This is a genomic window from Oceaniradius stylonematis (assembly GCF_965223445.1).
Lineage (GTDB): Bacteria > Pseudomonadota > Alphaproteobacteria > Rhizobiales > Rhizobiaceae > Roseitalea > Roseitalea stylonematis.
In genome coordinates this window covers 1,659,798-1,671,873 of the sequence record NZ_OZ244994.1, presented here as the reverse complement: position 1 = coordinate 1,671,873, position 12,076 = coordinate 1,659,798, and the positions used below count along the sequence as shown (strand labels likewise).

The window sequence follows — 12,076 nt, the reverse complement described above, 5'->3', positions numbered from 1 at the left end:
CAGCTCGGCTTCAGAAGCCCGCGCAGTCGTCGGCGATCTGTTCGAACAGGGCGTTGACGATCAGCCCTTGCTCGATGGCGAAGGTCTCGCGGTTCAGCACTTCATTGTCCGCAAAGCGGAAGCAGACCGTCGCCGACACGCTGCTCTCGTCAAAGCCCGGCTCGATCCGATGGGCGACGGTGCCGCCGGCGACCGCATCTGCCCACACATCGAGACTTTCGAGATATTCCTCGCGCGTCTGCGTGATGCCCAGATCGCGCAGGTCGATCACCGCGCCCTCGGCCAGAAGCGTGCCTGCCCGTGCCGCCATGGCCTGGGCATCCTGTCCGGGCAGGAGGCTCGCATACCAGCCATTGACCGCTGCGACCGCGTCCACCTGACCGGCGTGGGCGGCCGATAGGCCGCCGGCCAGCACCATGACCAGGCTGACAATGCATCCGCTTTGCCGTCGTCGCATCTCGTTCAACCTCCAATCGTGATGTCTTCGGACCGCCGCCCGACGGAACGGACATCGATGTCGGACACCGGCTCGGACAGAAGGGCGGCATCGGCCGCCAGGGTCAGTTCATCCGCTCCGCGGGCACGGGTGTTGGCAAGCACGTCATGCACGGATGCCGTCGCCCGCCGCAACGCCTCCAGATGGCCGCGCCCGTTGACAAGGTGCGCCAGAAACAGCGCTGCGGTCAAATCACCGGTGCCGTTCGGCGCGCGGTCGAAGGCGGCGTGTTCGGCAAGATGGGCGGTTTCGCGGAGGACGAGCAGGTTTCCGGTCATGCCCGGCTGCGCGGCGAACGCGCTGGTCACCAGCACGGCAGGCGGGCCGAGCGCCCGCGCGGCATCGATGATCGCCTCATTGTCTTCAAGCACGCGGCCCGAAAGCCAGGCCAGTTCGAACCGGTTCGGCGTCGCCAGATCGGCGACGGGCACCAGCGTGCCGGCGATGGCGCGGGCGACCTGCCCGGACACGTAAAGCCCGCTCTCGTCGCCGATCACCGGATCGCAGGCGTAGACCAGATCGGGCCGCACCGAACGCAGCGCGGCCACCGATGCTGCAATGGCCGCAGCCTGGCCGGCATCGCCCAGATAACCCGAAAGCACCGCGTCGATCTCGCCGGCGAACGGACCGTGGGCGAGATCGGCCATGAAACCGGCAAACTGGCGATTGTCATGGACGATCCGCGTCGCCGGTCCATGACCGGGATGCCAGGGCAGAAGGACGGTCGGCACGGCGATCACAGGGTGGCCGAGGGTCTCGATGGCGAACACCGCCGCCCGGTTGCCCACCGCGCCGCGCGCCACATGGCTTGAGATCACGGCGACCGAACCGGGCTGACCGCCCGATCGCACGTCCGCTTTGTGCGCGGTGCCGCTCATCGCGTCAGATACGCAAGCAGCCATAACGCCAGACCGATGAAGGCGATCACCGAAAGGGCGCGGCCGACCCGCCGGCCCCACACTTCGACCGGATCTCCGCCCTCGGCCTCGGCCGCCGTCAGATGGTCGCGCGCCTTGCCTGCGGCGCGCACGAAGGATGAGCGGCCGACGATCTCCGATTCGCGTTCGACGCGCTCGATCACCTTGCGCGCTTCCTCTTCGCGCGCGTCATGTGGAGGCTTGCTGCTCATCGACCCGTCCGTCGCGTGGCGTTGCCCGTGTGGCGTGCAATTTGTGCTGCAAACTGCAATCGCGCTGTTATGGTGACGACCTAAACGCCAACAGAGCGTGAGTAAACGAAAATCGCGGACGGGATGGGGACATGGCAAAGGCATTGAACGCGGCTTCGCGGCGTAAACTGGCCCGAATCGCGGACCGGATCAGCGACAAGGCCAAGGTGCTCGCCGAACACCTTCTGCTCGATGCCCATGGCGAGGACATGGCGGTCCTGTCCGACGACGTGCTCGCCGGCGCGCTGAAACTGGCGGCATCGGCGGTCGCCGATCATCGCGCCGGCAAGTCGATCGTCCGGACCCAATCGCTGCCCGACGGTCCCGGCCGGCATTGCACCGTGATGGCGATCGTCAACGACAACAAGCCGTTCCTGTTCGATTCGGTGCTGGGCGAAATCAATGCCGCCTCGTCGACGGTCGAGTTCGTCGTCCATCCGGTCCTGGAGGTCCAGCACAGCAAATCCGGTTTCGAGATCATCGACAAGTCGCGGCCGGGCATGGCGCTCGAATCGACGGTGCGCACCAGCGTGATTTCGGTCGTCATGTCGGGTCTGGACGACCGCGCCGTAACCGAACTGGAGGCGGGCATCATCGCCACGCTCGGCCAGGTTGCCGCCGCCGTGCGCGACTGGCCGGTGATGCTGGATCGGCTCGATGCGATCGTCGCCGAGCTTCACGATGGCATCCTGCCGGCGCGCAAGGGCGATGTTGCCGAGGCGCTGGAGTTCCTGCACTGGCTGCGCGACGACAATTTCACCTTCCTCGGCATTCGCGAATACGATTATGTCGGCGGCGAAAAGCGCGGCAAGCTGCAGCGCGCGGACCGGCCTTCGCTCGGCATTCTCAGCGACCCCGACGTCCGGGTTTTGCGGCGCGGCGACGATGCGGTGACAACGACGCCTGAGATCCGCGCGTTCCTCAACAGCCGCGATATCCTGATCGTCACCAAGGCCAATCTGAAATCGGTGGTGCACCGCCGCACCTACATGGATTATGTCGGCATCAAGCGCTACGACGAGAAAGGCAGACTGTCGGGCGAACTGCGGCTGGTCGGCCTTTTCACATCGACGGCCTACACGCGTTCGGTGCAGCGCATTCCCTACATCCGGTCCAAGATCAAGGCGGTCCTCAAACGCTCGCATCACGATCCCGACAGCCATTCCGGCAAGGCGCTGCTGAACGTCCTTGAATCCTATCCGCGCGACGAACTGTTCCAGATCGAGGTGCCGGTCCTGACTCGCCACGCCGAGGCGATCGTGGCCCTGGCGGACCGGCCGCGCGTGCGCGTGCTCAGCCGCATCGATGCGTTCGACCGCTTCGTCTCGGTCATCGTGTTCGTGCCGCGCGACCGCTACGATTCCGAAATTCGCGAACGCATCAGCGCGCATATGGCGGATGTCTATGAGGGCCATGTCTCGGCCTTCTATCCCGCTTTTCCCGAGGGCACGCTGGCGCGGGTGCACATCATCATCGGCCGCCGGTCCGGCAAGACGCCGACGCCGACGCAAGCCTCGCTGGAACGCGGTGTCGCGGCGATCATCCGCACCTGGGAGGACGCCCTGCGCGATGCGCTGGCGGCGAAGGGCGCGGCGATCGACAGCGACCGATTCGCCTTTCCGGAAGCCTATCGGGACACGGTGTCGCCCGAGCAGGCCGTGTCGGACATCGGCTTCATCGACACGATCGACGCCGACAATCCGATCGCCGTCGATTTTCTGCGCGACGAGGACGACGCCGACGACCAGGCGCTGTTGCGCGTCTTCCATGCCGAAGAGCCCGTGGCCTTGTCCGAGCGGGTGCCGCTTCTGGAAAACATGGGCTTCCGGGTGATCTCCGAACTGACCTACCGGGTCGGCTGCGCGCCGGGCGAGGGCAACCGGCCATCGTGCATCTGGCTTCACAGCATGCGGATCGAAAGCGCCTCGGGCGCGCCGGTGAACCTGGACGATGAAGGGGCGCTCTTCGAGGACGGGTTCCGGTCGGCATGGGCCAAGGAGATCGGAGACGACCGCTACAATGCCCTGATGCTCGCATCGGGCATGGGGGCGCGGACGATCCGTGTGCTGCGCGCCTACGGCCATTATCTGCGCCAGGCAGGCTCGGCCTACAGCCATGCCTATATGGCCGCCACGCTGGAACGCCATGCCCAATTGACCCGGCAGCTCTACGAACTGTTCGATGCGCGGTTCAATCCAACGCGACAGGCGGACCCCGACGAGGACACGGCGGTGACCGAAAAGCACCTGCTATCGGCGTTCCGTGACGCGCTGGCCGACGTGCCGTCGATCGATGAGGACCGCATCCTGCGGCGGTTCTGCAACGTGATCACCGCCACGCTGAGAACCAATTTCTATCATCCGGAGGCGGACGGCCGACCGCGCCGGACCCTTGCCTTCAAGCTCGATCCAAAGGCGATCGACGCCCTGCCGGAACCGCGGCCGCATCGCGAGATTTTCGTCTTCGGTCCGGAGGTCGAGGGCGTGCATCTGCGCTTCGGCCCGATCGCGCGCGGCGGCCTGCGCTGGTCGGACCGCTCGGAGGACTACCGGACCGAGGTGCTGGGGCTGGTGAAGGCGCAGCAGGTCAAGAACGCGGTGATCGTGCCGGTGGGCGCCAAGGGCGGTTTCCTGCCCAAGCGCCTGCCGCGCGACGGTTCGCGCGACGAGGTCTTCGAGGCAGGCAAGAACGCCTATGTCACCTTTGTCGCCTCGCTTCTGTCGGTGACCGACAATCTGGACGGCGAGACGGTCGTGCCGCCGCCCCTGACCGTGCGCCGCGACGGCGAGGACCCCTATCTGGTGGTCGCCGCCGACAAGGGCACGGCGACCTTCTCCGACACCGCCAACGGCATTTCTCAGGCGCACGGCTTCTGGCTCGACGACGCGTTCGCCTCGGGCGGTTCGGCCGGCTACGACCACAAGAAGATGGGCATCACCGCGCGCGGCGCGTGGGAAGCGGTCAAGCGCCATTTCCGCGAGATGGACAAGGACATCCAGAGCGAGCCGTTCACCGTCGTCGGCGTCGGCGACATGTCCGGCGACGTTTTCGGCAACGGCATGCTTTTGTCAGAGCAGATCAGGCTTATCGCCGCGTTCGACCATCGTGACATCTTCATCGATCCCGATCCCGACCCGGCTGTCAGCTTCGCCGAGCGCAAGCGCCTTTTCGAGATGGGCCGGTCGTCCTGGCAGGATTATGACACCGCCAAACTGTCGCGGGGCGGCGGCATCTACCCGCGCAACCTGAAGCAGATCACCCTGTCCAAGGCGGCCGCAGATGCCATCGGGCTCGACAAGGTCAAGGCGACGCCAAGCGAGATCATGACGGCGATCCTGACTGCGGACGCCGAATTGATGTGGTTCGGCGGAATCGGCACCTATGTGCGCGGATCGGCTGAAAGCAATGCCGAGGCCGGCGACCGCGCCAATGACGCCATCCGCATCACGGCCAGGCAATTGCGCGTCAAGGTCATCGGCGAGGGCGCCAATCTGGGGCTTACGCAGCGTGCCCGGATCGAATACGGCCTGGCCGGCGGGCGGTGCAATTCCGATGCGATCGACAATTCGGCCGGGGTCAATTCCTCGGACCTTGAGGTCAACATCAAGATCGCCTTTGCCGGGGCGCTGGCCGACGGCAGTCTCGAGCGCAAACGGCGCGACAAACTGCTGGCCTCGATGACCGACAGCGTGGCCGATCTGGTGCTGCGCAACAATTACGAGCAGACGCTGACCATAAGCCGTGCCGAGCGCAGGAAGGACGCCAATCTGGCGCTTCAGGAAAGGCTGATGACGTCGCTGGAAGAGCGCGGGCTTCTGGACCGCGCGGTCGAACTTCTGCCCGACGAAGAGGCGCTCGCCGAGCGCCGGCAGGCCGGCCAGGGTCTGGCGCGGGCGGAGATCGGCGTTCTTCTGTCCTATGCCAAGATCGTCCTGTTCGACGATCTGGTGCGGTCGGCACTGCCGGACGAACCTTATCTCGAAGCGGATCTGTTCGGCTATTTCCCGCCGCGCATGCATGGCGATTTCGGCGACCGGATCAGGAACCACCGGCTGCGCCGCGAGATCATCGCCACCGTCCTGGCCAACCAGATCGTCAATCGCGGCGGCCCCTCGGTGATCAGCCGGTTCGAGGACGCGACCGGCATGCTGCCGTCCGGCATCGCGCGCGCCCACGTCATTTGCCGCGACGCCTATGACATCGAGGCGCTGCACGCGGCGATCGACGGGCTCGACAACCAGGTGCCGGGCGATGCGCAGATGGCGATCTACGACGAACTGGCCGAGGCGCTGCGCGGCGCGATCGGCCAGTATCTGAAATCAGGCGACATGACCGGCGATCTCGGCGCTGCGGTCGCCGCGCTGAGCGAGGCGCGCGCCGCGCTCGAGCCGGACCTGCCAAGGATCGTGCCGGACTATCTGGCCAACTGGGCGCAGCAGCGCCGCGAGCGTTTCAAGCAGGCCGGCATGGCCGACGGGCCGGCGCAAAGGCTGGCGCTTCTGCCCGTCGCGGCCGTGACGCCGGACATCATGGCCGCTGCCGCTGCCACCGGCCGGCCGATCGGCGAGGCGGCGAAGGGCTATTTCGACGTGACCAGGAGCTTCCGCATCGGCCGGCTCGAACATCTCGCCCACCAATTGCCGGCGCACGACTATTTCGACGGGCTGGCGCAGCAGCGCGCGCTCGACACGATTCATTCGGCGCGGCTGGCGATCACAACCGCGGCGCTCAAGGGCAACGGCGCCGATCCGTCCGCTGCCGTCGAAAGCTGGGTCGATGCCAACAAGGTGCGGATCGCCCGCGTGCAGGACCGGATCGTCGAACTGACCGATCATGGCGATCTGACGGTCTCGCGCCTGACGGTCGCCGCCGGCCTTCTGGCCGATCTCGTCGGCTGAACCCGATGGCGTAGAACTGTGATGAAAGAACGATACGGGGTAAAGGAATGAGCGCAGTGACCGACGATCTCACCCCGGCGCCGACGGCAAGCCGGCGCGGCATCTGGAGCTGGATGCTGTTCGACTGGGCCGCGCAGCCGTTCCACACGCTGATCATCACGTTCGTCTTTGCGCCCTATTTCGCCGGTCAGGTGGCGGCCAATCCGGTGGACGGGCAATCCGACTGGGCGTTTGCCGCCACCATCGGCGGCCTTCTGATCGCGTTTCTGGCGCCGGTTCTCGGTGCACTGTCGGACGCGACGGGTCCGCGCAAGCCATGGATATTCGGGTTTTCGGCGATTGCCGCCGTGGCGGTCTTTTCGCTGTGGTTCGTCACGCCCGATCCGGACCCGGCCAACATCACGCTGGCGCTGGTCGCGTTCGTCGTCGCGCTGATCGGTTTCGAGTTCGCCGCCATCTTCAACAATGCGATGATGCCGGGCCTTGTCGGACGGGACAAGCTGGGCAGCCTTTCGGGCAACGCGTGGGCGCTCGGCTATGCGGGCGGCCTGATCTGTCTGATCGCCATGCTGGTGCTGATGGTCGCTTCTCCCGACAGCGGCAAGACACTGGTCGGCCTCGATCCGATCCTCGGTCTCGACCCCGCGCAGCTTGAAGGGGATCGCGCGTCCGGACCGCTGACGGCGATCTGGTTCGTCATCTTCATCATCCCATTGTTCCTGTTCACGCCGGATACGGCCCGCCGCATCGGGGTGAAGAACGCTGTTTCCAAGGGCCTGCGGGAACTCATCGACACGATCCGCACCCTGCCGAGACATCCGAGCCTTTTCGCGTTTCTGGGTTCGTCCATGTTCTATCGCGACGCGCTCAACGGTCTCTACACGTTCGGCGGAATCTATGCAGTCGGTGTCTTGGGCTGGTCGACGATCCAGCTTGGCGTCTTCGGCATTCTTGCCTCCGTCACGGGCATTTTCGGTTCCATCGCGGGCGGCTGGCTCGATACGCGGCTCGGCACCAAACGGGTCGTCACACTGACCATATTGGCGCTGATCGCGGCGAGCGCGCTGGTGATCTCGACCACCGAGACGCATGTGCTGTTCGTCGCCGTCGCCGAGGGATCGAGCGTACCGGACATCATGTTCTACTGCGCCGGAGCGCTGATCGGCGCGGCCGGCGGCGCGTTGCAGGCCGCATCGCGGCCGCTTCTGGTCGATCAGGTGGAGCATCCCGAACGGATGGGCGAAGCGTTTGGCCTTTACGCGCTGTCGGGTAAGGCGACCGCGTTCCTGGCGCCGCTCGGCATCTACATCTTTACCGAACTGTCGGGCAGCCAGCGGATCGGGATCACGCCGATCCTGATCCTGTTCGTTGTCGGGCTTTTGCTGCTGATCCCGGTCCGGTCGCGGACGTGACGGGCTCTAGCGCTGGTACTTGATGAAGGGCGTCAGCGTGGCGATGCGGTCGTAGAGCTTGCGCGCGGTGGCGTTGAAATCCTGCGTCATCCAGTAGACCGACGGACAGCCGGCCGCATCGGCCTTTTCATAGACCGCCTCGATCAGCGCGCGGCCGACGCCGGTGCCGCGCACGTCCGGGTCGGCGTAAAGATCCTGCAGATAACAGACATTGTCGGTGCGCCAGCAATGGCGGTGGAAGATGTAATGGACCAAACCGGCAGGCTTGCCGTCGACAAGGGCGACCAGACCGTTCGGATCGTAGAGTTCATCGCCCAGAAGGCGGGCCCACGTCGTTGCATAGACCTCCTCGGAGACCGACGACTCATAGAACTCCAGATAGGCTGTCCATAGCGCGCGCCACGCCTCATGATCACCTTGTTCGAGCGGACGGATGGTCAGGCTCATTGGGCGGCCTCCCGGTCATGGCCGATCTCGGCGAGATCGAACGAGGTGGTCTGGTAGACCTGGTTGATCCAATTGCCGAACAACAAGAACGCATGGCTGCGCCAGCGGTTCAGCGGCGTGCAGGCCGGATCATCGCCCGGATAGTAATTGTGCGGCACGTCGATCGGCGTGCCGCTGGCGACATCGCGCTCATATTCCTCGGCGAGCGTGGTTGAATCATATTCGATGTGATTGAAGATGTAGAGCCGGTTGGCAAACGCCTCGTGCAGCAGGCATAGGCCCGTTTCGGCCGATTCCATCAGCACTTCGAGCGATCCGTCCGCCGGCAGTTCGTTGCGGCGCACTTCCGTCCAGCGCGACACCGAAATCTGGAAATCGTCGGAAAAGCCGGCGAGATAGGGCGAGGCGGGGCTGAGGTTCCTGTGCCGGTAAACGCCGAACGCCTTGTGCGGGAGCGTGTGCTTGGGCACTTTGTGGAAATGCCAGGCGGCGGCCATCGCACCCCAGCAGATAAAGAAGGACGAATGCACGTGCGTCGTCGTCCAGTCGAGGATCTGCTCCAGTTCTTTCCAATAGGTGACCTCCTCGAAGGGCAGCGTCTCGATGGGCGCGCCGGTGATGATGAAACCGTCGAACTTGCGGTGACGGACATCCTCCCAGGTCTCGTAGAAGGAGATCAGATGGTCCTCGGACGTGTTCTTCGACTTGTGGTTGCCGATCCGCACTAGCGTCAGATCGACTTGCAGCGGCGTTGAGCCGACAAGACGGGCGATCTGCGTTTCCGTCTTGATCTTGTTGGGCATCAGGTTGAGCAGGCCGATCTGCAGGGGCCGGATGTCCTGCCGCGTCGCCGTCTTCTCGTCCATGACCATGACACCCTCGCGCAGCAGCGTGTCGCGGGCGGGCAGGGCGTCCGGGATCCTGATCGGCATCGTCTCAACTCTCCAAACAACAAAAAACCGGCGGCGAAACATCGCTGCCGGTCCAACACATTCGGCCCTTTAGCGACTTGTTTAACGTGGCTGCAAGCCGACCGGCCAAATCACCACGGACGCCATTCCTAGACCCGCAATCGGTCAGCGTCAAATGCGTGGCGCGCTGTGCAATCGGTCACACCTGTCGTCGGATGGGCATGCCAAAAGGGTGCAGCCGGTAGTTCGTTATGGACCATGACGGGCTGTCTCCCCGGTGTGGGTGCACCGCTCTGCCCTTAATGCCCCAAGGGCGGGGCGGTGTCCTGCGAACGTTCCGTGCAATGCAGGAATTTTTGTGCGGCGCACAAAAATTCCTTGATTTGGCCATCGATTTGCTTAGCCTTGAGCGTATCCGGGAGGGCACATGCAACGGAGACTGTCATGGCGACCGGACACGCATCGTCAAATGTCATCACCTTTCCCGGGCAGTCCCGCTTTCGCGCGCCTGCCGCGCGGACTGCCGGCCCCATTCGTCAAGGCGGCTTGAGGGGCGCGCTCGCCGGGCGCCTCGCCCGGCTGTCGTCGCTGCGCGATGCCGGGCTGCCGCAGCGACCGGACGTGCCGAACGGCAGCGTATCACCGCTTTATTGAACCGGACGGACCGCGTCCGGTCGGTCAGCGTGTCGGGACCGGCGTCTCGCCGCGATAATCGTAGAAGCCGCGACCGCTCTTGCGGCCCAGCCATCCGGCCTCGACATATTTCACCAGAAGCGGACAGGGGCGGTACTTGGAATCGGCCAGCCCGTCATGCAGCACCTGCATGATCGCCAGACAGGTGTCGAGACCGATGAAATCGGCCAGTTCGAGCGGACCCATCGGATGGTTGGCGCCCAGCTTCATCGCCGTGTCGATGGCCTCGACCGATCCGACGCCCTCATAGAGCGTGTAGATCGCCTCGTTGATCATCGGCAACAGGATGCGGTTGACGATGAAGGCGGGAAAATCCTCGGACACGGTCGACGTCTTGCCGAGCCGGTCCACATAAGCGCGGGCAAGGTCGAACACCTCGTCTGCGGTGGCGATGCCGCGCACCAGTTCGACCAGCTTCATGCGCGGCACCGGGTTCATGAAATGGATGCCCATGAAGCGCTCGGGCCTGTCGGTGGCCGCGGCCAGACGCGTAATCGAGATCGAGGAGGTGTTGGACGCGATCAGCGCTTCGGGCTTCAGGACCGGGCACAGTTCGACGAAGATCTTGCGCTTGACCGCTTCGTTTTCGCTCGCAGCCTCAATAACCAGATCGCAGCCGGAGAGCCCGTCCATGCCGCCCGCCACCGAGATGCGGGCGACGATCGCATCGCGATCGCCGGACTGCATGCGGCCGGCATCGACGGCCTTCTGCATCTGGGTCTTGAGCCTGTCCAGGCCCGCCTGTGCCGCCTCCAGGGAGATGTCGGCGATCACCACATCATAGCCGGCCGCCGCCGAAACCTGGGCAATGCCGCTGCCCATCTGGCCCGCACCGATCACACCGATCGTTTCCAACTGTTCGATCATCGCTCTCATCCCGCTTTTCTTGTGTTTTGGCGGAAGTGTGCGGTTGTTGCGACGCAATGTAAATCATTGCATCGCACCAAACCGGCGCCTTGCGACGTTTCAGTCGCTTATTGTGACTTTCACGCCACGGCGCACCAGACGGGCCAGTTCCAGCGCGTCCCAATTGGTCAGCCGGATGCAGCCGACACTCTCGGCAAGGCCGATGCGCGAGGGTTCAGGCGTGCCGTGAATGCCGTAGGTGGGCTTTGACAGGCCGATCCATGCATTGCCCACCGGTCCGTTCGGCCCCGGCGGCAGAAGCACCAGACCTTCGGCCAGACCCGGCTGGGCCGATCCGCGCGGATCGTAGGTGTAGCGCGGGTCCTGCGCCTTGTTGCGCACGGTGAAGCTGCCCGTCGGCGACGGTGTGGCGGCCGAGCCGATCGATGCGGGATAGATGGCGACCAGCGCCCCTTCGGCATCGAATGCGCGCACTTGCCGCGTCCGCTTGCCGGCTTCGATGCGCGCGATGCGCCGTTGCAGGTCGCGTCCCGGATCGGCGACGGTGATGATGGTGCCGACACGGCCGAAATCGGCATCCGCGTTCAGCGCGGCCAGATAGGCCTCGTCCATGTGAAACCGCTCGGCCAGCATTTCGCGCGTATCGCGGAACCCGATCTCGGCAAGGCTGGCCTGATGCACGTAGAGATGCGGGATTTCCGGCGTGAACGGCCCGGCAATGTCGTCGGCGGTGATCGCATACGTCCGGAACGCGTCACCGCCAGTGTTCGCGAGGGCGTCGGCGATGGCCATCGCGTCGCGCGTGCCGGCGATACCGTCGCCGGCCGGGTTCGTCCGCAGCACCGAAAAGGCGGCGCGCAGGCGCGGCGTGTCGCGGCCGTCGATGACACCCGGGGAAATGCCGAGCCGATCCATCAGCACCTGCAGCGCCGCGATGGTCCGGCTGGCTCCGGCGATTGGCGCCGCCACGGGCGATGCCGGGTCGTAGAACTGGCTTCCGCCGATCACCCGGCGGTCGAATTCGTCGCTGGTCGGCGGCATCGCGCCGGACGGCGCGGCAAGGCCGGCCAGAAGCAGCGCGGCGATCGGCAATGACAGGAGGTTCGGCAAGCGGCGGCTCCGGGCGAGGTGTCTCCTATCGCATCGCCCGCCTTGGCTTGCAACGGAAACGCGGGCCGGAAGGC

Annotated in this window: 10 protein-coding genes and 1 riboswitch; of the genes, 3 read left to right on the top strand and 7 right to left on the bottom strand. The window is 65.2% G+C overall.

The window, feature by feature from the left end; genetic code table 11:
- Positions 1-10: 10 nt before the first annotated feature.
- The 3 genes from ACOQOU_RS08215 to ACOQOU_RS08205 are packed head-to-tail and all read right to left on the bottom strand — an operon-like array spanning position 11 to position 1,625.
- A complete protein-coding gene (locus ACOQOU_RS08215; protein ID WP_306025493.1) occupies positions 11-457 on the bottom strand; it encodes a hypothetical protein in 447 nt (148 codons plus the stop codon).
- 5 nt (positions 458-462) lie between these two features.
- Positions 463-1,374 (bottom strand): pyridoxal kinase PdxY, encoded by a 912-nt coding sequence (pdxY, locus tag ACOQOU_RS08210; protein WP_109765608.1) that lies wholly within the window; start codon positions 1,372-1,374, stop codon positions 463-465.
- A complete protein-coding gene (locus tag ACOQOU_RS08205; RefSeq protein ID WP_306025494.1) occupies positions 1,371-1,625 on the bottom strand; it encodes a hypothetical protein in 255 nt (84 codons plus the stop codon). Before ACOQOU_RS08205 ends, pdxY begins: the two co-directional genes overlap by 4 nt.
- Before the next feature lie 131 nt (positions 1,626-1,756).
- Between ACOQOU_RS08205 and ACOQOU_RS08200 the strand changes: the two genes are divergently transcribed.
- A complete protein-coding gene (locus tag ACOQOU_RS08200) occupies positions 1,757-6,562 on the top strand; it encodes an NAD-glutamate dehydrogenase (RefSeq protein WP_306025495.1) in 4,806 nt (1,601 codons plus the stop codon).
- Positions 6,563-6,609: 47 nt separating this feature from the next.
- Positions 6,610-7,974, top strand: a complete 1,365-nt coding sequence (locus ACOQOU_RS08195) for an MFS transporter (RefSeq protein ID WP_109765605.1) — start codon at positions 6,610-6,612, stop codon at positions 7,972-7,974.
- A 6-nt stretch (positions 7,975-7,980) separates the two neighbouring features.
- Here the strand turns inward: ACOQOU_RS08195 and ACOQOU_RS08190 are convergent, their stop codons facing one another.
- Positions 7,981-8,421 carry a GNAT family N-acetyltransferase gene (locus tag ACOQOU_RS08190; protein WP_109765604.1) on the bottom strand — a complete coding sequence of 147 codons (441 nt, stop codon included), beginning with the start codon at positions 8,419-8,421 and terminating at the stop codon, positions 7,981-7,983.
- The gene (locus tag ACOQOU_RS08185; protein WP_109765603.1) at positions 8,418-9,353 is read right to left on the bottom strand and encodes a homoserine O-succinyltransferase; all 936 of its coding nucleotides are present in this window, start codon (positions 9,351-9,353) and stop codon (positions 8,418-8,420) included. Before ACOQOU_RS08185 ends, ACOQOU_RS08190 begins: the two co-directional genes overlap by 4 nt.
- A gap of 49 nt (positions 9,354-9,402) precedes the next feature.
- Positions 9,403-9,480: riboswitch (SAM riboswitch) on the bottom strand.
- A gap of 296 nt (positions 9,481-9,776) precedes the next feature.
- On the opposite strand from ACOQOU_RS08185, the gene ACOQOU_RS08180 reads away from it, so the two are divergent.
- Entirely contained in the window at positions 9,777-9,986 is a 210-nt protein-coding gene (locus ACOQOU_RS08180; protein WP_306025496.1) for a hypothetical protein, read from the top strand.
- A 24-nt stretch (positions 9,987-10,010) separates the two neighbouring features.
- Here ACOQOU_RS08180 and ACOQOU_RS08175 read toward each other — a convergent pair whose 3' ends face one another.
- Complete coding sequence (locus tag ACOQOU_RS08175) at positions 10,011-10,892, bottom strand: 3-hydroxybutyryl-CoA dehydrogenase (RefSeq protein WP_109765600.1); 882 nt, start codon at positions 10,890-10,892, stop codon at positions 10,011-10,013.
- A gap of 99 nt (positions 10,893-10,991) precedes the next feature.
- Positions 10,992-12,002: a L,D-transpeptidase gene (locus tag ACOQOU_RS08170; protein WP_306025497.1), complete on the bottom strand. Its 1,011-nt coding sequence runs from the start codon at positions 12,000-12,002 to the stop codon at positions 10,992-10,994.
- Between the last annotated feature and the right edge of the window lie 74 nt (positions 12,003-12,076).

Excerpts from the sequence above, each read along its gene's own strand:
- ACOQOU_RS08200 (WP_306025495.1), top strand. The coding sequence starts at position 1,757 with ATGGCAAAGGCATTGAACGCGGCTTCGCGGCGTAAACTGGCCCGAATC.
- ACOQOU_RS08185 (WP_109765603.1), bottom strand. The coding sequence starts at position 9,353 with ATGCCGATCAGGATCCCGGACGCCCTGCCCGCCCGCGACACGCTGCTG.
- ACOQOU_RS08190 (WP_109765604.1), bottom strand. The coding sequence starts at position 8,421 with ATGAGCCTGACCATCCGTCCGCTCGAACAAGGTGATCATGAGGCGTGG.
- ACOQOU_RS08175 (WP_109765600.1), bottom strand. The coding sequence starts at position 10,892 with ATGATCGAACAGTTGGAAACGATCGGTGTGATCGGTGCGGGCCAGATG.
- ACOQOU_RS08195 (WP_109765605.1), top strand. The coding sequence starts at position 6,610 with ATGAGCGCAGTGACCGACGATCTCACCCCGGCGCCGACGGCAAGCCGG.
- ACOQOU_RS08180 (WP_306025496.1), top strand. The coding sequence starts at position 9,777 with ATGGCGACCGGACACGCATCGTCAAATGTCATCACCTTTCCCGGGCAG.
- pdxY (WP_109765608.1), bottom strand. The coding sequence starts at position 1,374 with ATGAGCGGCACCGCGCACAAAGCGGACGTGCGATCGGGCGGTCAGCCC.
- ACOQOU_RS08205 (WP_306025494.1), bottom strand. The coding sequence starts at position 1,625 with ATGAGCAGCAAGCCTCCACATGACGCGCGCGAAGAGGAAGCGCGCAAG.
- ACOQOU_RS08215 (WP_306025493.1), bottom strand. The coding sequence starts at position 457 with ATGCGACGACGGCAAAGCGGATGCATTGTCAGCCTGGTCATGGTGCTG.